At 42.8% G+C, this 20,874-nt stretch carries 18 protein-coding genes; 10 read left to right on the forward strand and 8 right to left on the reverse strand.

All coding sequences use genetic code 11. The features are described 5' to 3' along the window. The 6 genes from IH879_06270 to rpmH all read right to left on the reverse strand — a co-directional run. Positions 1–516, reverse strand: a 516-nt coding sequence (locus tag IH879_06270; protein MCH7674540.1) for an FAD-dependent oxidoreductase, incomplete at its 3' end; no start/stop codon positions are given. 55 nt (positions 517–571) lie between these two features. Then, entirely contained in the window at positions 572–1,978 is a 1,407-nt protein-coding gene (gene mnmE / locus IH879_06275; protein MCH7674541.1) for a tRNA uridine-5-carboxymethylaminomethyl(34) synthesis GTPase MnmE, read from the reverse strand. Positions 1,979–2,058: 80 nt separating this feature from the next. Further along, complete coding sequence (yidC, locus tag IH879_06280; GenBank protein ID MCH7674542.1) at positions 2,059–3,846, reverse strand: membrane protein insertase YidC; 1,788 nt, start codon at positions 3,844–3,846, stop codon at positions 2,059–2,061. 40 nt (positions 3,847–3,886) lie between these two features. After that, positions 3,887–4,096, reverse strand: a complete 210-nt coding sequence (gene yidD, locus IH879_06285; GenBank protein ID MCH7674543.1) for a membrane protein insertion efficiency factor YidD — start codon at positions 4,094–4,096, stop codon at positions 3,887–3,889. 2 nt (positions 4,097–4,098) lie between these two features. Continuing rightward, a complete protein-coding gene (gene rnpA / locus IH879_06290) occupies positions 4,099–4,443 on the reverse strand; it encodes a ribonuclease P protein component (GenBank protein ID MCH7674544.1) in 345 nt (114 codons plus the stop codon). Positions 4,444–4,466: 23 nt separating this feature from the next. Further along, positions 4,467–4,610, reverse strand: a complete 144-nt coding sequence (gene rpmH, locus IH879_06295) for a 50S ribosomal protein L34 (GenBank protein MCH7674545.1) — start codon at positions 4,608–4,610, stop codon at positions 4,467–4,469. 469 nt (positions 4,611–5,079) lie between these two features. On the opposite strand from rpmH, the gene dnaA reads away from it, so the two are divergent. The 8 genes from dnaA to IH879_06335 all read left to right on the forward strand — a co-directional run bounded on the left by dnaA (position 5,080) and on the right by IH879_06335 (position 16,652). Continuing rightward, a complete protein-coding gene (gene dnaA, locus IH879_06300) occupies positions 5,080–6,426 on the forward strand; it encodes a chromosomal replication initiator protein DnaA (protein ID MCH7674546.1) in 1,347 nt (448 codons plus the stop codon). Positions 6,427–6,745: 319 nt separating this feature from the next. Next, positions 6,746–7,861 (forward strand): DNA polymerase III subunit beta, encoded by a 1,116-nt coding sequence (gene dnaN / locus IH879_06305; protein ID MCH7674547.1) that lies wholly within the window; start codon positions 6,746–6,748, stop codon positions 7,859–7,861. 12 nt (positions 7,862–7,873) lie between these two features. After that, positions 7,874–9,007, forward strand: a complete 1,134-nt coding sequence (recF, locus tag IH879_06310; protein MCH7674548.1) for a DNA replication/repair protein RecF — start codon at positions 7,874–7,876, stop codon at positions 9,005–9,007. 10 nt (positions 9,008–9,017) lie between these two features. Next, positions 9,018–9,287 (forward strand): DUF721 domain-containing protein, encoded by a 270-nt coding sequence (locus tag IH879_06315; protein MCH7674549.1) that lies wholly within the window; start codon positions 9,018–9,020, stop codon positions 9,285–9,287. A gap of 14 nt (positions 9,288–9,301) precedes the next feature. Then, the gene (gene gyrB / locus IH879_06320; protein MCH7674550.1) at positions 9,302–11,230 is read left to right on the forward strand and encodes a DNA topoisomerase (ATP-hydrolyzing) subunit B; all 1,929 of its coding nucleotides are present in this window, start codon (positions 9,302–9,304) and stop codon (positions 11,228–11,230) included. Positions 11,231–11,798: 568 nt separating this feature from the next. Then, positions 11,799–14,225: a DNA gyrase subunit A gene (gyrA, locus tag IH879_06325; GenBank protein ID MCH7674551.1), complete on the forward strand. Its 2,427-nt coding sequence runs from the start codon at positions 11,799–11,801 to the stop codon at positions 14,223–14,225. 202 nt (positions 14,226–14,427) lie between these two features. Next, positions 14,428–16,107: a CTP synthase gene (locus IH879_06330; GenBank protein MCH7674552.1), complete on the forward strand. Its 1,680-nt coding sequence runs from the start codon at positions 14,428–14,430 to the stop codon at positions 16,105–16,107. Between the two features lie 314 nt (positions 16,108–16,421). Next, on the forward strand, positions 16,422–16,652 hold the full coding sequence (locus tag IH879_06335) for a hypothetical protein (GenBank protein ID MCH7674553.1): 231 nt from the start codon (positions 16,422–16,424) through the stop codon (positions 16,650–16,652). A 301-nt stretch (positions 16,653–16,953) separates the two neighbouring features. On the opposite strand, the gene IH879_06340 is transcribed toward IH879_06335, so the two are convergent. Continuing rightward, positions 16,954–17,784, reverse strand: a complete 831-nt coding sequence (locus IH879_06340) for a flagellin (GenBank protein MCH7674554.1) — start codon at positions 17,782–17,784, stop codon at positions 16,954–16,956. 279 nt (positions 17,785–18,063) lie between these two features. On the opposite strand from IH879_06340, the gene IH879_06345 reads away from it, so the two are divergent. Both IH879_06345 and IH879_06350 read left to right on the forward strand, forming a co-directional pair. Beyond that, on the forward strand, positions 18,064–19,224 hold the full coding sequence (locus IH879_06345) for a DUF819 family protein (protein ID MCH7674555.1): 1,161 nt from the start codon (positions 18,064–18,066) through the stop codon (positions 19,222–19,224). Between the two features lie 193 nt (positions 19,225–19,417). After that, on the forward strand, positions 19,418–19,837 hold the full coding sequence (locus tag IH879_06350) for a hypothetical protein (GenBank protein MCH7674556.1): 420 nt from the start codon (positions 19,418–19,420) through the stop codon (positions 19,835–19,837). Positions 19,838–20,039: 202 nt separating this feature from the next. Here IH879_06350 and IH879_06355 read toward each other — a convergent pair whose 3' ends face one another. Further along, complete coding sequence (locus IH879_06355; protein MCH7674557.1) at positions 20,040–20,723, reverse strand: acyloxyacyl hydrolase; 684 nt, start codon at positions 20,721–20,723, stop codon at positions 20,040–20,042. Positions 20,724–20,874: the final 151 nt, after the last annotated feature.

Genomic DNA, 20,874 nt, shown 5'->3' on the forward strand with positions numbered 1-20,874 from the left:
AATATGAATGACGCCGTTCAGAAAGGTCCCCGCCGTTATGATGACCGACCTCGCTTCGATCAAACCGCCGGTTTCAGTGTAAACGCCACAAACCTTGCCATTTTCTACTTTCAAGCTCACACCCATGCCCTGGCGTAAATCCAGGTTCTTTTGCTTTTCACAGGCCTGACGCACGCGGTCGGCATAAACCGCGCGGTCACATTGGGCCCGTGGCGACCAAACGGCCGGACCCTTGGAGCGATTGAGCATACGAAACTGAATTCCCGCATGGTCTGTGACCAGAGCCATTTCACCTCCGAGGGCATCGATTTCCTTGACCAACTGTCCCTTTGCCAACCCACCTATTGCGGGATTACAGGACATCTGTCCAATGGTAAAAAGATTCATGGTGAGCAGTATGGTTTTGGCGCCCATGCGCGAGGCCGCCAAAGCAGCTTCGGTGCCCGCGTGGCCGCCACCGACTACGATGACGTCGTAGGCGTTGTAGGCGTTGTCAAAGATTTTTTTACTATTCATTTCTTATATGTTTCACGTGAAACATCTATGCCGTTGGTGCTTTGCAACTACGGTATCATTTCCCAATGCAGAACTTTGAAAAAATGTTTCCGAGAATATCTTCGGTTGTGACTTCACCGATAATTTCTCCCAAACGATCGAGCCCCTGCCTTAAATCCACGGCAACAAACTCGGAGGAAAGCCCTCTTTTCAAGGATGCCTGGGCCGCCCTCAGTGAATCAATCGCAGCGCCCAAAGCTTGTTTCTGTCGAATGTTGGTCACAATGGGTTCACCATTCAGAGCTTCCTTGCCAACCGTTTGATTTAGAAAAACGATTTCGAGTTCTTTAAATCCCAAATGTTCCTTTGCTGAAATTTCCAAAACCGCGTCGATTCCCAAGCGCTCCTGGACTTCCTCTCGCGAGAGCCTCTTTTTCAAATCAATCTTATTGATTGCGGCCACAAGACCGCTTTGTTCGTTGTTCTTTCGTTGGGACAACACGTGTTTTATCAACTCCATATCCTGCTGATCCAAGGGTCTCGAGCCGTCAAAAAGAAAGAGAAGAATATCTGCTTCTTTTATTTGTTCCAAACTGCGCTCAACGCCAATTTGCTCGACTTTATCTTTCGTGACGCACACACCAGCTGTGTCCACCACCCGAAACAAAACACCGCGAATGTCTAGCTGCTCTTCCAAGACATCGCGAGTTGTCCCAGGAGTTTCCGTAACGATGGCGCGTTCTTCTTTCAAAAGCGCATTGAGCAGACTCGATTTGCCAACGTTCGGTTTGCCCGCGATGACAAGTTTTGCCCCTTCGCGCAGGATTTTTCCTCGTTTGTAGGTTGCCAAAAAATCTTCGATACTTTTAATGGTTTCCGCAAGCCTGTTCGCGACATCATCCTTGTTTGCAAACTCGACATCCTCTTCAGCAAAATCCAACTCAAGTTCCAGCAGTGAGCAAATCTCGATTAGATCTTCCCGCATCTCTTTAACCCGCTTCGAGAGGGCGCCTTGAAATTGCGAAAGCGCAGCTTTCAAACTTAAGTCGGTTTTGGCACGAATGATATCGGCAACGGCCTCTGCTTGTGAGAGGTCCAGACGACCACTCAAGTATGCGCGTTGAGTGAACTCACCCGGCTCTGCTAATCGGGCGCCTTGTTCCACCACTAGTTCCAGAATTTGGTGGGTCAGAAAGTGGCCGCCGTGGCAGCTAATCTCAACAATATCTTCGGCAGTATATGAGTTTGGCGCCCGGAACACAGTCACCAGGGCCTCGTCCAAAAAACCGCTGTCATTTTCTAAAGGCTGCTCGATTTTACCCAAAAGCGCTTTGTGAGACTCCGCCTCGGACAACTTTACATTCCCCTGAAAAACTTTGTCGACGATTGCAATCGCATTCAAGCCGCTTACCCGTACCACCGCAATCCCTCCTGAACCGGCGGGGGTTGAAATAGCGGCTATGGTCTCATTTTGAAAAGTCATTTTTTCCAAAGTTAGACAAAACAGCCCCGCACAAAAGGCGAGGCTATTAATAAACTACCGGGCTTAACTCGAGGTTTTTTTTATCGGCCCCGGTAATCGTACTTCCGTCTTTTCTTTTTGGTCTTCTTTTGAGTGGCTTTCTGGGCTTTCATTTCTTCAGGAGTTCTAATTTTATATGGAATCAACTTTTCCTGAACAATTGATAACAGATTGAACAAAGCATAGTACAAATTGAGTCCGGATGGAAAAGTGTTAAACATCAGGGTAAGAAATATCGGCATTAAATAAACCATTGCCTTTTGCTTTGGATCTTTCATGGAAATTTTTTGCTGAATGAACATTGTGATGCCCATAAATAAAGGCAAAACATTAAACGTATTTCCATATAGTGGAATTGAAAACGGTAAAATCGCAACGGTATCCGGGCGCGCTAAATCCGTTATCCACCAAATAAAGGCTGCGCCCCGTAATTCAATTGTAGAACGGAACACATTAAACAGTGCGATCAGAAGGGGCATCTGCAAAATCATCGGGATACATCCGCCGAGCGGATTCACCCCATATTCCTTATAAAGCTTCATCACCTCCTGCTGCTTCTTCTGCGCATTATCTTTATATTTTTCATTTAACTCCTGCATAATCGGCTGCAGAGCCTGCATCTCTTTCATTGACTTGTAGCTCTTTTTGGTCAAGGGGAACAACATAACTTTTATTAGTATGGAGAAGATCACGATGACCCAGCCATAATTCGGGATGAAGCTGTGCAGCAACCTAAAGCTCCACAAAATAAATTTTCCGAAGGGTCGAAAAATCGACGGGCCAAGGTCTACAATTTGCTCTAACTCGAAACCATAGCCTTTTATGATATCATAATCCAGGGGTCCCAAATACAGAGTGTAGCTGTCCGTCTTCGATTGCCTTTCGTCAAAAGGCATTTTCAAATCAAAACCATATTTTTTCCACGGCGCTTCTTCGTTAGGTATTTCAACCAGTTCACCGAAAAACCTCACACCCTGACCCTTAACCCCTTGCGGCACCGCAGCGACGGTAAAATATTTTGTTCTGATAGCTACCCAGTCCGTCGGATAATCCAACTGCTTTTGCTCAAACCTTTCATCAACGTTAAAGTCTTCTTTGTCCCCTTGCAGCACAAAAGCCTTCGCGTTTTGCATGTCGGATTTTAAGTCAGGCTCTGTCGATTCAACCCCTGACCGCCAGGTGAGGTAGTAAGAAAACCCATCGATTAAGTCGCCCACGTTTCTTAGATCGACTTTCATCGAAACATCATAACGGTCCTGGTAAAAAGTAAATGTTTTCTTAATTTGCCTATACTCATCAAGATCTAAAACAAACTCGAGAACATCGGATTGCTTTCTCTCGTTCAGCCTGATCCGCTTTTTGTCCGCCGAAAACAGAAATAGACTCGTATCTAAGGTGTCTTCCTCTGTTGGCAGCAAGATCCCGAGGTTTCCTTGTCCGTCGCCACCGATCAGTTCGACGAATGAGCCATCCTCGCGCAGATACTTTTTTAGAACAAAAGACTTGAGACTTGCGCCGCGAGTCGAAAAGACCGCTGTGTATAAATTCGTTTCAACGGTGACATCATCGCCGTCACCGGCCCGGGCTAAAAGTGCACTGTACTTAGAGTCCGGATCTTGGGGTGTCTCTTCTCGATTTTCCTGTTTTTCGATTTGTGAGGAGACGACAGGAGTCCTCTTCTCTTGGGTCTCTTTTAGCGATTGGGTTGGGGATTCCATCCTCTCTGATTGCTGTTCCATTGGAACCGGTTTTGACTGCGGCAAAAACCGCTTTTGGTAAAAATCCGTTTGGAGAACAATCAGGATCAACCCGATTATTAAAAAGGCCATGATTGTCTTTTTATCAAATTGCATATTTTTTTAGATAACCTTATTTTACCGGATCATACCCGCCGGAGTGAAATGGGTGGCATTTGGCTAAACGTACAAAACCTTTCCAGGCACCCTTAAATAAACCGAACTTCTCGATTGACTGTAATGTATATTCAGAACAAGACGGATAAAAACGACAAGAGGATGGAAAGAGGGGAGAAATAAATAATTGGTATATTTTTATTGCGGCAATGCCAGGATACTTCATCTTCAATTGGTAGTTTTTATTTTTTTTAAAAGCACGGCGAACTCCTTGCTCAGTAATTCAAATTTGGTTCGCTCAATTCCGGGCCTCGCTTGAAGAATGATGTGCTTTTTTCCCGGCAGGTGCTTTTGATTTAATCTTAAGATTTCTCGCAACCTTCTTTTGGCAAGGTTCCTTTTAACAGCACCTCTAATTTTTCTGGAAACAGTGAACGCAAACTTACTCTCTGTGGCGCTTTTCGTTAGCAACAAGAAATGCTTGGAGCTTACCCTGCGACCGCTCTTGAAAATCTCGTTGAATTCGTTTCTTCCTCTAAGGATTCTCCGTTTATCTAAACGGAACTCATTCATGAAAATACTACTAAGTGATTGATTTACCTATCACTTACGGTTAAACTTTTTCTGCCCTTTGCTCGACGTGACTTTAGAACCGTACGCCCGGATTTCGTTTTCATTCTTTCCCTAAACCCGTGTTTATTAACCTTCTTACGCTTGGATGGCTGAAATGTTCTTTTCATTTTTAAATCTTAATAAATGTCTAATGATGGCTTGGTTTCTACAAAAACTTTCAAACATATTAATTTTTTAGGTTAAAGTCAAGCTAATTTTAGGCTTGCGGATTGCCTCAAACACCGTACTTTTTTCGCTTGACATTAAGGCCCTTTTTGCTAAATTTCAATCACCCTACCTGCCGGCTATGTCACTATTATAAGTTGTTGATAAGTATAAATTGTTTACATTTCATTGTTGAAACCGTGTCTTCTTTTTAGAACTTTTTTTTCTTTTTTGTGTTTTATTTTGTTCAGAAGGCGGTCGTAAATCAATTAATTTTTGCTTGCAAAGTCGCCCTTAGCCGGGTTGTGAATATCTTGTGGATAACCTGGTTTGTTGATAGGGTCTGTTGGGAGATGGGGATGTAAACTTAACCGGTTACCCATATTAATAAATAACTTTTGTTTCATCAACTTTTAAAAGAGGGTTGGTCAAATGTCTCTTTCTCACTCAGCCGCCTGGGATCAGTTTTTGGGTTTAATTAAGGATAGCATCGGTTCTCAGAGTTTTACAACTTGGTTTAAACCTATTCATCCGGTAAAACTCGAAGAAAAAAATCTACTTGTAGAGGTTCCAAACCATTTTTTCTGTGAGTGGATTGAGGGCCACTACAACGTTTTGATGAATCAGGCTTTACTGCAGGTCCTGGGAGAAAATGCAAAATTATCCTACACTGTCGCAAACGGTGCGGATAACGAGGTCATTCCAATTCCATCCATTAATGGAGACCGGGTTGGTCAAAATTACAAAAAAAGCAACTTAATGGAACGGTATACTTTTGCAAACTTTGTTGAGGGAGCAAACAATGATTTTGCAAGAGCCGCGGCAATGGCCGTAGCCGAGTCGCCCGGAAAAACTACTTTTAATCCATTTGTTGTTTATGGAGGTGTCGGCCTTGGAAAAACTCACCTGATTCAAGCAATTGGAAATTTAGCTCTCAGGGAGGGTAAAATTCAACGTGTTTTGTATGTTGATAGCCAAAAATTTACCATTGAATTTATAAATTCTATCCAGACAAATAAAACCACTGAGTTCAGTTCCATTTATCGAAACGTTGATCTGTTAATAGTAGATGATATTCAGTTTTTTATAAATAAAGAGAGAACTCAGGAAGAATTTTTTCATACTTTTAATGATCTTTATAATTCTGGCAAACAAATTGTCCTTTCTTCAGACCGGCCGCCGAAAGAACTAAATGGAATTGAAGAAAGATTACTTTCAAGATTTCAATGGGGATTAGTGACGGACATTCACCCCCCGGACCTCGAAACCAGAATTGCCATTCTTCAACAAAAAGCAGACGAAAACGGGGTCAATCTTTCCGGAGATATAATTGAGTATATCGCCACAAATGTGACAACCAATATTCGTGAGCTTGAGGGCTCTCTATTCCGACTGTTGGCTTATTCTTCAATAAACAGTCAAGACATTACTTTCGATGTTGCAAAAAATGTTTTGAAAAATTTGGGGTTTGGAAAAAGTAAAATTATCAAAATTGAAGACATTCAAACAATCGTGAGCGATCATTTTGATTTACCCGAGGATATGCTGCGGGCTAAAACGCGAAAGAAAGAAATAGCTTATGCTCGTCAACTGGCAATGTACCTTTCAAAAGAGATGACAAAGAGTTCTTTAAAGACAATCGGTCTGCATTTCGGAGGCAGGGATCACAGCACGGTCATCCACGCCATTCAAACGATTGAAAAAGAAACCCAAAAAGATGATAAAATGAGAGAAGATTTAAACTATATAAAAAGGAAAGTTGAAATGGCTGGAGTTTAGTTTTTTTTACCTTTTTTAAATGTTAATAAAGTGACAAATAAATTTGATAACCTGTGGATAAAAAGTTGAATAACCTTAAAAAAAAGCGTCTTAATTTAATTTTTAAATTTTTGTCCCCTTTATTAACAGAAAAATAACATTTTATTCACATTAATTTTTGTTAATGATAATTTTTTTTGTTGTTGTTAACTTTAATTTTACATATTCTTATTATAAAGTTATCAACATATCCACACCCTCTACTATTATAATTAATAAAAGATCTTGAAAAAGATTAATAATTTTATTACATTTTTAGTGAATAACTTCGAGGCTCTTTATGAAATTCAAAGTCAATAAAAAAACGTTTTATCAAGCTATTCAAAACATAATTGGCGTCGTGCCGATTAAAACCACCATCCCGATTTTAGGCAATATACTTCTCGACTTACAAGGCAATGAGTTAAGTTTAACCGGCACCGATCTCGAGGTTTCTATTTCAACCAGGATAGAAGTTCAAGGTGAATCCGATGGCGCCGTGGCCGTTCCCGCAAAAATACTTTTTGAAATTGTTCGCGAACTTCCGGAGATTCCAATGGAATTTGTCTGCGACGAAGATTATAAAATTGTCCTGAACACCGAAAAAGGATTTTACAAATTGTCCGGAGAATCCAAAGACGACTTCCCAAAAATTTCTGTAGAGCAAAGTCAAGGTTCTTTTTTGATCGACTCAGAGAAACTAGACGGTATGATCAACAAAACGATTTTTGCTGTTTCAACGGATGAATTAAGGACGACTTTGATGGGCGTTTATCTCAAGATAATGCCGGATGAATTACGGATGGTCGCGACAGACGGTCACCGTTTGGTGAAGATCATCGATAAGAATTTTTCATCAGATTTAGAGCAGGAAGCAATCATCCCAACCAAGGCCTTGAATTTATTATCCAAAAATATAAACGGCACCAAAGAGATTAAAATTAATTTAAGCGAAGACCATATAATTTTCGAGTTGGATAAGACGATTATTTTCAGCAAAGGAATCGACGGTCAATTTCCAAACTACGAACGAGTGATCCCCGCAGATAATGACAAAGAGCTTACCATCAACAGAGAACAGCTAAGTTCATCGGTTCGGCGAGTTGCGATTTTTTCAAACTCAATTACTCATCAAATCCGATTTTCCATGACGAAAGGAAATGTCAAAATTAAGTCTGAGGATATCGAATTCGGCGGTGAAGCAGAGGAAACGATAGATGCTGATTATAATTACGATGATCTCGATGTTGGGTATAATGCAAATTATTTATTGGATATTTTGCGACATTTAGATACGGATGAAATAATTTTAAAAGTTAAAGATCAAATCAGCGCCGGAATTATTTATCCAATTAATCAAAAAGAAAATGAAGATATTTTGATGCTGCTCATGCCCATTCGTTTGAACGAAGATTAGAAATATTTTGGAATGCATCTTGAAAAACTATCGATTGTTAATTTTAGAAATTATACAGAAACGCAAGCAGTTTTTTCACCGGATTTAAACTTAATTTACGGGCTGAATGCGCAAGGTAAAACGAATTTTTTAGAAGCTATTTATCTTGTCTGTTTGGGTAGAAGTTTTCGGGTGGCGAAGAATCAGGAATTGGTGAAAAAAAACAGCTCGTTTTTTACAATCGAAGGCAGTTTGACTTTAGACAACCAAATTAAGAAGAAAGCAGTTTTAAGATACATAAAGGATGGAAAAAAAGAGATAAGTATTGACCGAAAGAAGTTAACAAAACACTCCAAAATTTTTGGCCAATTTCCGATAGTCGTCATGGCGCCGGATGAATTAAAAATAACCTCTGGCGGCCCGTCGGAGCGCCGCCGATTTATAGATATTTTTTTATCCCAGGTCAGCCTTTCTTACCTCATTAATCTTCAGGAATACAACAGAATTATTAAACAGCGAAACAGAATTTTGCAACAGATTCGCGACGGGCAAGGTGTGTCGGAGATGTCGATGCAGCCGTGGACGCAGAGATTGGTTGAGGTAGGCTGTGAAATCATAAATTCGCGAAACAAATTTATTCATGAGTTTTCCGAAAAGCTGCAATCTATCTATAAAAAGTACACGGAATCTCAGGACACTTTAAAGATATTCATAGAATCAACTGTAACCAGCCAAAAAGAACTTTGTGAGACAGAAGATTTTTATAATGCTCTAGGTTCAGTTAAAAAGAAGGAAAGAATTTTAGGGACGACTCTGGTTGGTCCGCACCGGGATGATTTAATTTTTCAAATCAACGGAATGGATTTAAGAAAATACGGATCTAGGGGCGAGCATAAATCCGTGCTGGTTGCATTGAAAATAGCTGAATTTAGATACTTGAAAATTAAGCAGGACGAAACACCGATCATGCTGCTGGATGATTGCTATTCCGAGCTGGATAATTTAAGAGAAGAAAAAGTTTTTAATTCTCTAAATGATTTGGGTCAGATTTTTATGACCAGCCCTAAAGAAAGCATCTTTGAGAATCAAAGGGGACAAATCGAAAAATTTTCAAATATCTCTGAATTTTACATAGAGAGCGGGAATATTGAGTACAAGAACAACTAAAAAACCAAAAATGCTTGGCCACTCTATTACCAAGCTACTTAGAAACATGGGAATTGAGGAGAAGGTTAAAGAACACCAGGCCATTAACGAATGGAGCCAAATTGTTGGTGAAAATGTCAGCAAGGTTACTAAAGCTCAAAGGGTGGTCAACGGCATTTTGTTTGTCAAAGTAAAAAACAGTTCATGGCGAAACGAGTTGATTTATATGCGGCAGGAAATTCTTATAAAATTAGACAAAACCGTTGGCAGGGGGATCATTAAGGAAGTTCGGTTTATTTAAAAGGTGAATTAAAAATGGCTGAAGAGAAAAAGCAAGAAACAAAGAGCCAGGAGAAGTATACCGCAGAACAGATTCAGGTGCTCAAGGGCCTTGAGGCTGTCCGAAAACGCCCGGCGATGTATATTGGCGACATTTCCACGCGTGGTTTGAATCATTTGGTTTATGAGGTAGTTGACAACAGCATCGACGAGGTTATGGCGGGATATTGCAGCACAATTAAAGTGACTCTGAACAAAGATGGCAGCGTCACAGTGGCCGATGATGGTCGTGGAATTCCCGTCGATATTCATCCGACGGAAAAACGGCCGGCCCTCGAGGTGGTCATGACCGTTTTGCACGCCGGCGCTAAATTCGATAAAAGCAGCTACAAAGTTTCGGGTGGACTTCACGGCGTTGGTGTTTCGGTCGTGAATGCGCTGTCTGAATGGTGTGAGGTCGAAGTCTGCCGAGATGGCCAGATCTATTTTCAAAGATACAAAATCGGAATTCCGGAGACAGATGTGGAAGTTATCGGCAAACGTAAAGCCACCGGAACCAAAACGACGTTCTTTCCCGACAAAAGCATTTTTCAAAAAGTGGAACTGAGCTTTGATATCCTCGCAGAGCGCATGCGCGAGCTGGCCTTTTTAAACAAGGGTCTGGAAATTAACATTTCTGATGAGGACTCGGGCAAGAAGCATACGTTTATGTATGAGGGCGGCCTTACTGAATTTATCGATTATTTAAATGAAAACCGCACGCCCCTGCATAAAAAACCAATTTTAGTGAGCGGCGAAAGAGATGATGTCTCCGTTGAAATTGCCATCCAATACAATGACTCTTATATCGAAAACATTTTCTCTTATGTAAATGATATTAACACAATCGAAGGGGGAACTCATTTAGTCGGATTTAAGGCCGCACTCACTCGTACTTTAAACAACTACGCGCAGAAAAACAATTTATTAAAAAAAGAGGATTTTACCTTTACGGGTGAGGATGTTCGAGAAGGGTTGACCGCGGTGATTAGCGCAAAAGTGATGGAACCGCAATTCGAAGGCCAGACCAAAACCAAACTGGGTAACAGCGAAGTTAAGGGCGTGGTAGAATCCATTTTTGGTGATAAGCTTGCTACTTTTTTAGAAGAGAATCCGCCTGTTGGCAAGAAGATTATAGAGAAATCGTTAACCGCAGCCCGGTCCCGGGAAGCTGCGCGCAAAGCCCGGGAGCTCACCCGCAGAAAGAGCGCACTCGACGGCGGATCGCTGCCCGGAAAGTTAGCCGACTGCTCAATTCAGGATCCGGCCCAGTGTGAAGTTTTCCTCGTTGAGGGCGATTCGGCGGGCGGCTCGGCAAAGCAGGGGCGGGATAGGCGCTTTCAGGCCATCTTGCCGCTAAAAGGCAAAATTATCAACGTTGAGAAGGCCCGCATCGACAAGATTCTTTCTAATGATGAAATCCGTACGATTATCTCAGCGCTGGGCACCGGAATCGGCGCTGAGGATTTCGACCCGGACAAACTACGCTATCATAAAATAATCATTATGACGGATGCCGATGTCGACGGATCTCATATTCGCACTCTTCTGCTAACTTTCTTTTTTCGCTACATGCGCAGCCTTATTGACAGGGGGCATGTTTATATTGCCCAGCCGCCACTGTATAAAATAAAGAAAGGTAAAGAAGAACACTATGTTTATGATGACGAAGAGAGAGACCTTATCCTGAAACGAATGGGGACCAACGGCGCTACGATCCAGCGCTATAAGGGTCTTGGTGAGATGAACCCGGACCAGTTATGGCAGACAACGATGGATCCGGAGCAGCGAACCAATTTACAAGTGACCATCGAAGAGGTAATAACGGCGGATCATATCTTCTCAACGTTGATGGGGGAGAATGTGGAGCCGCGCCGAAAATTTATCGAAGAGAACGCACAGTATGTGAAGAATTTGGATGTTTAAAAGTGTTTGCGTGTTTGTGTTTTCAGGTGTTAAAGTTTGGTGTATGAGTGGAGAAAGTTAAAGAAGATATATTAGATTATATTTGTCTTCTTTCAAATAGTTTAGCAAGGACGACGGATGCGAATGATAGACCGAGATGTAAGTGATCCTCTAGCTGAAACAGCTTGCTGCCTGATATAGAGGAAGATATATCAGTTGCCAAGGTGATGGCAGGCGTCGATTGGAACTTTACCGAAGCAAGTAATAAGTTGAAATGACAAACGATCTTTCCTTCATATTGACAATTCCTGTCGTTGCTCTTCTTTGGTTTTTAATTGGAAAATCATATAATTTCCTTTCCTCCATTATAGCCCGAAGGATCGAGATAAAAGAGACCCCCGGGGGTTAAATTCGCCGCAATTGTTAAATGTGTTTTCTGCAGAAATGATAACCGGTGCCGATGCCGAATTCATTGACGAGTATTTACCGGAAAAAAGAAAAACCATACTTGTTTTAAGGCTTACTTTGATTTTATTGTACGCCACTTTTATAATCTATTTTTTGAGTAATTAGGGAGCAAAAATAAAATATGAACCAACGAGACCGGGTCGTTCCTGTTTTAATAGAAACGGAGATGCAGAATTCATACCTCGATTATTCGATGTCGGTGATCGTGTCGAGAGCGCTTCCGGATGTTCGGGACGGATTGAAACCGGTGCACCGGCGGGTGCTCTACGGAATGTCCGAGCTCGGTTTGCGCCCGGGCTCAGCTTACAAGAAAAGCGCCAGAATCGTGGGCGAAGTTTTGGGAAAATACCACCCCCACGGCGACACAGCGGTTTATGACAGCATGGTTCGTATGGTTCAGGATTTTTCCCTGCGTTATCCCTTGGTAGACGGACAGGGCAATTTCGGTTCCGTTGACGGCGATTCCCCCGCGGCAATGCGGTACACGGAAGCGCGCATGGCAAGGATCGCCCAGGAAGTCCTGCGCGATTTAGACAAAGAGACGGTCGACTTTGTTCCGAACTTCGATGAGACTCTAAAAGAACCGACGGTCATGCCCTCGGTGCTTCCTAATTTGCTGGTCAATGGTTCTTCGGGAATTGCGGTCGGCATGGCTACTAATATCCCGCCGCACAATTTAAGGGAGGTAATTGACGCGCTGGTGGCCCTGATTGCCAAACCGGATTTGCCGGTCGAGTCTTTGATGGCTCACATTAAAGGCCCGGACTTCCCGACCGCAGGGATTATTTATGGCGACGTCGGAATCGACGAGGCCTACCGGACCGGCCGTGGCCGGGTTGTGATACGCGCACGCGCCAACATTGAAATCGCCAAAAACGACCGCGAAAATATTATCGTCAGCGAGCTTCCCTATCAAGTCAACAAAGCCAGGTTGATGGAAAAAATCGCTGAGCTGGTTCGGGAACGTAAAATCGAGGGCATTTCCGACATTCGCGATGAATCCGACCGGGACGGCATGCGCATGTTCATCGAGTTGAAACGGGACGCACCGGCGGAAATTATTCTCAACCAGCTTTTTAAGCACACGCAGATGCAAACTACTTTTGGGGTGAATCTGCTGGCCCTGGTTAAAGGCGCTCCGAGGGTTCTTAATCTCAAAGAAATGCTTGTGTATTTTATCGAATTTCGTCACGAGGTCGTGGTCAGGCGTACGCAATTCGAGCTTAAAAAAGCGGAAAAACGCGCCCACATTCTTGAAGGGCTGAAGATTTGCCTCGATAACATTGATAAAATAGTCGAGTTAATTAAAAAATCCAAAAACCCCGAAGCCGCCAAAGAGGGGTTAATGAAAGAGTTCAAGCTTTCCGAGATCCAGGCCCAGGCGATTTTAGATATGCGCCTGCAGAGGCTGACCGGTCTTGAGCGGAAAAAAATTGAAGATGAATACCTTGAGGTTATCAAAATCATGGAGCAGCTGAAATCTCTGCTCGCCAGCAAAGAGAAGAGGATGCAGTTGATCGAGGAAGAGCTGCTCGAAATCAAGGAAAAATATGGGGACGACAGGAGAACGGAAATCATCCGGGTAACCGAGGAATTCTCCATCGAGGACATGATCGCCGAAGAAGATATGGTGATCACGATTTCTCACGCCGGCTTTATAAAAAGAATTCCGGTTACTACTTATCGCCAACAATTACGCGGCGGCCGGGGCATGACCGCCGCCTCAACCCGCGAAGAAGATTTTGTCGAGCATCTGTTTATTGCTTCCACGCACCAGTATATGCTCTTTTTCACCACCAAGGGCCGGTGTCATTGGCTGAAAGTCCACGAGATTCCACAAGCTGGCCGCGCAACTAAGGGCCGGGCTATTGTGAATTTGCTGCAACTTTCGAAAGAGGAGGGCATAGCCGCTTTCATTTCCATCAAGGAATTTGACCCGGGGTTATTTCTGGTCATGGCGACCAAGTATGGCATCGTGAAAAAAACCTCGCTGGCGGCATACAGCAAGCCGCGCAAGGGCGGAATTAACGCCATCGGTATCAGGGAAGGTGACGACCTAATCGATGCTATGCTGTCGAATGGAAATCACGACATCTTGCTCGGGACGCGCAAAGGGATGTCGATCCGTTTCCATGAAAAGGAGGTTCGCGACATGGGCCGGACGGCCTCCGGCGTCAGGGGCATTAAAATTGGCAAGGATGATTATGTCGTCGGGATGGTGGTCATCAAGCGAGAGGGCACGGTTTTAGTTGTAACAGAAAAAGGACTTGGCAAGCGCACTGACTTGAAAGAGTACCGGGTCAGCCACCGCGGCGGCAAAGGTGTCTTCACCATCAAAGTCACAGAAAAGACCGGCGAAATGGTGACCCTGAAAGAGGTTGTCGATGAAGATGACATTATGATTATAACCGATAAAGGGGTGGTCATGAGACAAAGCGTGAGCCGCTTGAAAACCCAGGGCCGAAATACCCAGGGTTTCCGTTTGATCAAACTCGACGCCGACGCCAAAGTTGCAGATGTTGCCCGGGTGATTAAAGAAGAAGAATAATCAGTAAAACGTCGTTACAGTTGAATAGAGACCTATCATTTTGATAGCCCATATTCCTTTTCGACTTATTCATTAATTAATCTAAGCAATTTGAATAATGGACTCGTAAGGTTGCTATAAAAAAAATAGTCCTTTTGATTTTTTCTAAAGATTTACTAAATTGTGCAGTTAGATTAACCGAATCATAATTCTGGAATAAAGAATGAGCAAAACGGAAGATAGAATTATATTTGTTTCTGGTGGGGTGGTATCTGGAATTGGCAAAGGTACTATCACTTCTTCCCTGGCCTTACTAATAAAGGCTCGTGGTTTTACGGTTTCTCCCATAAAATGTGACATGTATATAAATGTTGATGCAGGAACAATGAATCCCACCGAGCATGGTGAAATCTTCGTTACGGAGGACGGTGTCGAAACTGACCAGGATATTGGAACCTACGAACGTTTCCTTAATCAACCCCTTAGAAAGGAAAATTATACTACAACTGGTCAAGTATACCAAACAGTTATTCAAAGAGAGCGGCAATTAAAATATGAAGGAAGATGTGTAGAGGTAGTACCAGATATCCCCGAGGAGATAATTGGGAGAATTTTAGAAGCAAGTAAGGGTGTCGAATTCACATTTGTTGAATTGGGAGGTACGGTTGGAGAATATCAAACGGTCTTGTTCCTGGAAGCAACAAGAATTTTGGCAAAAAGGTTACCTGGACGAACTGTTCACATTCATGTTAGCCATTTCCCATACCTAAAAAGCCTCGGGGAATTAAAATCAAAACCAACTCAACTTTCTATTCGGAAACTTAATGAATCTGGTATAGTTCCCGACTTTGTTGTAGCCCGCTCCGAAAAAACGGTAGACGCACCCAGATTTAATACTTTGTGTCAAAATTCTAATTTGACCCCAGATGAGGTGATTTTTTGTCCAGATGTTGATGAGATATACAAAATTCCATTAATGCTTGAAGAACAAAAGTTTCCAGATAAGGTTTTAATGAAACTTGGGTTGGGTGTGGTTCCCAGACCTCACCTTGACAATTGGATAAATAGACTCGATCGTCTCAAAAGTCTCGAAGCCCCTACGCTAAGGATTGGAATTATTGAAAAATATCGAAATGTTGGTGAATACACACTTAGCGATACACATATTAGCGTTTTAGAAGCCATCAAACATGCCTCTATTGAGGCTGAATGTAACTATGAAATTAATTGGATTAATTCGGAAAAACTAAACCAGGAAAATTTGGATACGGAAATTGGAAAGCAACATGGAATTATTGTTCCCCAGGCTTGGGGAGCTAGGGGCTCTGAAGGAAAAATCCATGCTATTCGGTATGCCAGATTAAATAAAATTCCTTTTCTTGGTTTGTGCTATGGAATGCAAATGGCCGTGGTTGAATTTGGAATGACTATTGGATTAGATAATGCAAATAGCACAGAGATTGATCCAAAGACTCCACACCCTGTAATTCACATTATGCCAGAACAAGAAGAAATAATTAGAACCGAACAATTTGGTGGTACGATTAGACTAGGAAGTTACCCATGTATTCTAACGGAAAATAGTAAATTAGCGAAAATTTACAAAAAAAATGAGATAAAAGAACGGCATAGACACCGTTACGAATTCAACAATAAATACCGCCAAGAATTTGAAAAAAAAGGTATGATCTTTTCAGGGCTGTCTCCAGATAGTAAACTCGTCGAGGCTATAGAAATACCCGACCATCCTTTTTTTATTGGAGTTCAATTTCATCCAGAATTTCAGAGCTCCTTTGAAAAACCACATCCTTTATTTCTTGAGTTTCTTAGGAAAGCAAAAGAATCCTTAGAAACAGAAAAAGAAGAGACTATAAAAATTGTTAAAAAAGAAAACAATGATTAGTACGTGTACCATTGTTTTGAACATAAAGGGTTAAGCGATGACAAATTATCGTGAATTTCTTAATAGTAACTAATTAGACTTAGGAACGAGTACCAATTCGTCATCCCCGTGCCAGAAATTTTCGTTCTCGATCCATTTGTATAGCTATTTTGCATGAATGCAGATAGAAGCATTGTTCTGAAATAGGAGTGGAAATGTTTTCTTCGTTGAATAGTTGGAATCATGTCAAATGGACCTGAGAGCAACCCTATCTTTGTCACCAAACTAAAAAACGGATTGACACATTAATCAGCTCTGCAAAGGACTTCTTACCAGTGAATGGTTACAGAGATGCCAGTAAATCACTTAGAGGTTTTTTAATACGCGGGAAACACCCGGAAATTGACTGGCTGGTCATCGCCCAAAAGAAAAACAACATAGTGGAATCAGGCTCGCGAGAGAATGAACCTTACGAGCAATATCTGGCAGATCTGGCAGAGAAATATAGAGTTCCGGTCTTCACTTATTCCAGACAAAAGGTCGTCGAAGAGCCAGCGTTTCAATAAACTAATTCCTTTCTGAAAGATATACTGTTTACAAAAGCGGTAATGAAAGGGATTAGTTCCCTACAAAGCTGGCCGAATCGTTGCCCCAGGCGGGGCCCCGATCATTAACAATTTAGAGCAAACTCTAGCCCGGCGAAGCCGCACATAAATGATTATTCGCCCAGCTCGCTATGGGAGTCAATAACAAAATACTGGAAGCGACAAATGATCGTCAACCCGGACGAGGTCTAGACATGAATAAAAAGAAACTTGTGTGGCACGTGGCCTTATATTACTACACTATATTGGTATAAAAATAATATTATAGAAGTAATTTTAGCACACTTTGTGCGGACAACTGTGCCTGTGCATTCACAGCGTTAATGGTATTTTGTTTAATCTTCTCTTTCATTTCTGCCATTTTTTCTTTGGCAAAATCAGCGTCCATAATTCTGCTTCTGGCGGCTTCTGTATTGGTAATGGCCCGAGCGAGACTGTTTTCTTTGTGGGCAAAACGAGTTTGGTAAGAGCCTAAAGAAGAAACCGTAGATTTCACGGTTGCAATGGCGCTTTCAATACTGGCCATGGAAGCGCTTGCATTCTCAGATGATGAAACATCGACCTCAGAGACGCCCAGCTCAGACGAATGATGGTCGCTAGAACTGACTTCAACGCTTTCGGTGTCGGTGGTTTCAGCGCCGGACTGAACAGACAAGTCGGTGCCGGCGAGCAGTTCAATATCATTAAACGTGGTTTCATCAACGACATCGTCAATTTCGTCTGCGAGTGCGGATATTTCGTTATTAATAGCTGCCCGGTCTGCATCACTTAGAGTGCCATTGGCTGCTTGTATAGCTTTGGTTTTCATGGTTTCAAGGATGTCAAGTACATTGATCGCGCCGCCTTCAGCTACTGATAAAGAAACCCGCGCATCTCCGATGTTGTTCATGGCGGCAGCAAGCCCGCGGTTTCTGGCCTGTAAAGAGTGACCAATCACAAAGCCGGCCGCGTCCTCTTCAGCGGAATTGTTCTTTTTACCTGTGGCGAGCCTGTTTTGGTGAATGCCTATTTGCTTGTTGACTTTGTTAATGTTGTAGAGGATTTGCTTGTTTTGTTGTTGCCCGGCAATTTTATTCAGATCTTGTATGGCCATATTTTTCTCCCTTAACCAATATTTATTGGAAACGTTGCATTATTATAAGAAAGTATCGGCAATTGTTTTAAAAACTTAACATTTGATGAAAAAATTTCGAAAAATTATAGGAGCGACAACTATCGCAGCCCTCAATCAACTATTATTTTTCTTGAAAACCAGAAATTGATCCCATACATTCTTTAATCCACTCAGTCAATTACCACAAACTGAGTCACAATTTTATTTACAATTTACTTGGATGTTCAGCTTGGTCATTAGCAAAACAGATGAGGACAAATGATCGTCAACCCGGCAGCTATCCTTGCTATCCTGGCGGCGGTTGTTTTCATTTCACTTTGGCTCGAACAAAACTACAGCCTCTTTCGGAAGCTTGGTGCAGCCATGGTCGGAATACTCTTCGGGATGGTACTTGCCAATGCCGGCTTGCTGCCGGACAAGTCTCCGGCCTATGATTTTTTGGCCGGGCCCGGAGTTAGTGCGGCCGTTGTTCTTATCTTATTGAGCGTTGACGTCCGCTCGATCCGAAAAGCAGGGCCGGTGATGCTGAAAGCTTTTGCTATCGGCGCTGTTGGCACCGCAATTGGATCAGCGATCATGGCCTCTTTGCTGTTCAATGGGATCGGCTCGGAAACCTGGAAGTTGTCAGGCCAATTCACCGCTACCTACACCGGCGGCGGTATGAATTTCGCGGCGGTCGGACAGGCATTGGGTACGAGCAGCGATTTGTTTGCCGCAGCAATCGCAGCCGATGTTCTGGTAACGGCACTTTGGCTGATTGCCTGCCTGGCTGCTCCAATACTCCTCGGAGGAAAGGGGGACAACAATACTGACATAGTTGAAGACAGGTCTGCTTCTGAGGAGGCAGAAAAACTCAGCCTGTCGCAGTCACTGTACACGAGTGGTCGTCAGATACCGCTCTTACATATAGCGGCCATGGTTGCTTTGGCCATGGGGTGTGTTCTGTTTGCGGACATTTTGGGTTCCTGGGTGCCTTTTTTGCCTAAGGTACTGTGGCTCACGACAATTGTTCTCGCTATTGCTCAAATCCCTGCCATGAAAAGATTGTCCGGAAGTGCAATGTTTGGGAATTATCTTCTACTCCTTTTTCTGTCCAGTAATGGCGCTCAATCCGTCGTTGCAAATATCATCAAGGTCGGTCCTGCGGTTTTTTATTTTGCGGCAGGAACCGTAGCGCTGCATGGCATTGTGATTTTCGGTGTGGGCCGCCTCTTACGAATCGACGCGGGAACACTTGCCGTCGCTTCGCAGGCGAATATCGGCGGACCGGCATCAGCCATGGCCCTGGCCGGCGCGAGGGGGTATACGGATCGTTTTCTGCCTGGAGTAGCAGCGGGGCTCCTGGGCTACGCGGTTGGAAACTATTCCGGTCTTGCCGTCGCGGCGATAATGAGGGGTTTGTTATCAGGCCAGATTTGAAATTACTATGGCGGGACCGACGAAGACCCGGGCCGGGGCCAGAGTTCACTAATCAGGAACAGGTTTTATAAATATGGTTAACCTCAAAGTTAGAAAGTCCGATAGGCTCTCCAAAACAGACCCAATTATAAGAGTACATTGAAAATTGTAGAGAATTTAAAGAACTTCAGTTATTTTCCAGTCAAGGGATACTTTGCCACAACTAGATTCAGAAAAAGTACTGGTAAAAATACGAGAACTTAAGACTCGTGTACATTTGGCCATCGGTGAAGAAATAGATTTGGCGTCTCTTCATAAAGAAACATTGATGTTATGTGAAATATTGTTTTCTAGGAAGTCCGAGTACAAATCTATCGATCAAGATATTGCTCCATCTAATTTCATACTATTACCATCCAAAGAAAAAAAAGGCGAATTAGTTCAAATACCAATCAAAGAGGAATTGGAGGAACGAAGAAAAGCTTTACTAATAAACATAATCCAGATATTGGAAAAGGCAGAAAAAAAATACTCACTAAAAAAAGAACTCGAAAAAAAACAGGATTTAGTAGTCAAAAATGAAATTAAGAACCTTAAAACAGAAGTCGCAAAGTTGAAATTGAAAATTAAATAAAGACTGGAAAAGCAATTAAATATTATTCAGTTCTTTTGGGCGTAATTGTAAAACCAAAGGGGAACTGGTTTCTTGGGCTTACAAGTTCATTTTTTCACCCTACGCATCCCAAAATTTACAATCGATAGAGCGCTATTTAGAGGGGCATCAGTTGTCAACTGATAATCATGTATGAGAACAACTTGGCACACTAAATAACTCCCTACCTAAAACTCGACACCCCCAAATAAAACACACTCGAATCCAAACCCGGGTTGGAGTGGGCGGTTTCAGCATTGGACAAGTGGTGGAGTTTATAACCGAGCGTCAAAGCCCAGCGTGAGCCGGTGGTGATTTGCATGCCAAGTCCAAAATCGAAGGTAAAATTAAATTTGCGTGCATTCTCAACCGGAACTTCGTTGAGAAAGGTCAGAAAGCCACCGCTGGTGTTGGCAAAAAACTTAAGCCGCCTTGCCTGCAAAAAATAGAATTTCAAGCCAATCGGTGCAAGTCCAAAACCGTAAACGGATGTTGTTCGCACCTGTTCTGTAGAAAAGATGCCCTCGCCGGTAACTTCAGTTTGCGGATTATTCGTCACCATTGCCATTGGAATCACGTCAAAGGTGTAGGCCAAAGCAACGTTATCTCCGGCTGCCAAAATTCTGCCGTACTGCAACCCTACAATGGCAAATTGACGTCCCGGGGTAATTGCCAGGAATTTCCCGGACATCGAGGCAAATGAGTAGCCGCTCCAGATACTCAGTTCCGTAAGACCCCTGTGGAACCTGCTTGCATTAAATTTTCCCGGCGGTTCCGGACTCGAGCCCTGCTCAGAACCCTCAGCAAAAAGAGCCGAACTCAATATAAAAAATACTAAACCAATTGTTCGAACAGATTTTCTAAACATCTTGCCATTTCCTTTTTGAGATTCTCTCTATTAGATCAATCGAACGGAAACGGCTGAATGTTTAATAATTCATTTGACAATCCTCTTTGAGATGACTGTCAAAATTGGAGGTACTGAAGATGCCTTTAAATGGGAAGAATTGAAAGAGTTG

This window comes from candidate division KSB1 bacterium (genome assembly GCA_022562085.1).
GTDB lineage: Bacteria > Zhuqueibacterota > Zhuqueibacteria > Oceanimicrobiales > Oceanimicrobiaceae > Oceanimicrobium.

Excerpts from the sequence above, each read along its gene's own strand:
- mnmE (MCH7674541.1), bottom strand. The coding sequence starts at position 1,978 with ATGACTTTTCAAAATGAGACCATAGCCGCTATTTCAACCCCCGCCGGT.
- yidC (MCH7674542.1), bottom strand. The coding sequence starts at position 3,846 with ATGGCCTTTTTAATAATCGGGTTGATCCTGATTGTTCTCCAAACGGAT.
- yidD (MCH7674543.1), bottom strand. The coding sequence starts at position 4,096 with ATGAAGTATCCTGGCATTGCCGCAATAAAAATATACCAATTATTTATT.
- rnpA (MCH7674544.1), bottom strand. The coding sequence starts at position 4,443 with ATGAATGAGTTCCGTTTAGATAAACGGAGAATCCTTAGAGGAAGAAAC.
- rpmH (MCH7674545.1), bottom strand. The coding sequence starts at position 4,610 with ATGAAAAGAACATTTCAGCCATCCAAGCGTAAGAAGGTTAATAAACAC.
- dnaA (MCH7674546.1), top strand. The coding sequence starts at position 5,080 with ATGTCTCTTTCTCACTCAGCCGCCTGGGATCAGTTTTTGGGTTTAATT.
- dnaN (MCH7674547.1), top strand. The coding sequence starts at position 6,746 with ATGAAATTCAAAGTCAATAAAAAAACGTTTTATCAAGCTATTCAAAAC.
- recF (MCH7674548.1), top strand. The coding sequence starts at position 7,874 with ATGCATCTTGAAAAACTATCGATTGTTAATTTTAGAAATTATACAGAA.
- IH879_06315 (MCH7674549.1), top strand. The coding sequence starts at position 9,018 with ATGCTTGGCCACTCTATTACCAAGCTACTTAGAAACATGGGAATTGAG.
- gyrB (MCH7674550.1), top strand. The coding sequence starts at position 9,302 with ATGGCTGAAGAGAAAAAGCAAGAAACAAAGAGCCAGGAGAAGTATACC.
- gyrA (MCH7674551.1), top strand. The coding sequence starts at position 11,799 with ATGAACCAACGAGACCGGGTCGTTCCTGTTTTAATAGAAACGGAGATG.
- IH879_06330 (MCH7674552.1), top strand. The coding sequence starts at position 14,428 with ATGAGCAAAACGGAAGATAGAATTATATTTGTTTCTGGTGGGGTGGTA.
- IH879_06340 (MCH7674554.1), bottom strand. The coding sequence starts at position 17,784 with ATGGCCATACAAGATCTGAATAAAATTGCCGGGCAACAACAAAACAAG.
- IH879_06345 (MCH7674555.1), top strand. The coding sequence starts at position 18,064 with ATGATCGTCAACCCGGCAGCTATCCTTGCTATCCTGGCGGCGGTTGTT.
- IH879_06355 (MCH7674557.1), bottom strand. The coding sequence starts at position 20,723 with ATGTTTAGAAAATCTGTTCGAACAATTGGTTTAGTATTTTTTATATTG.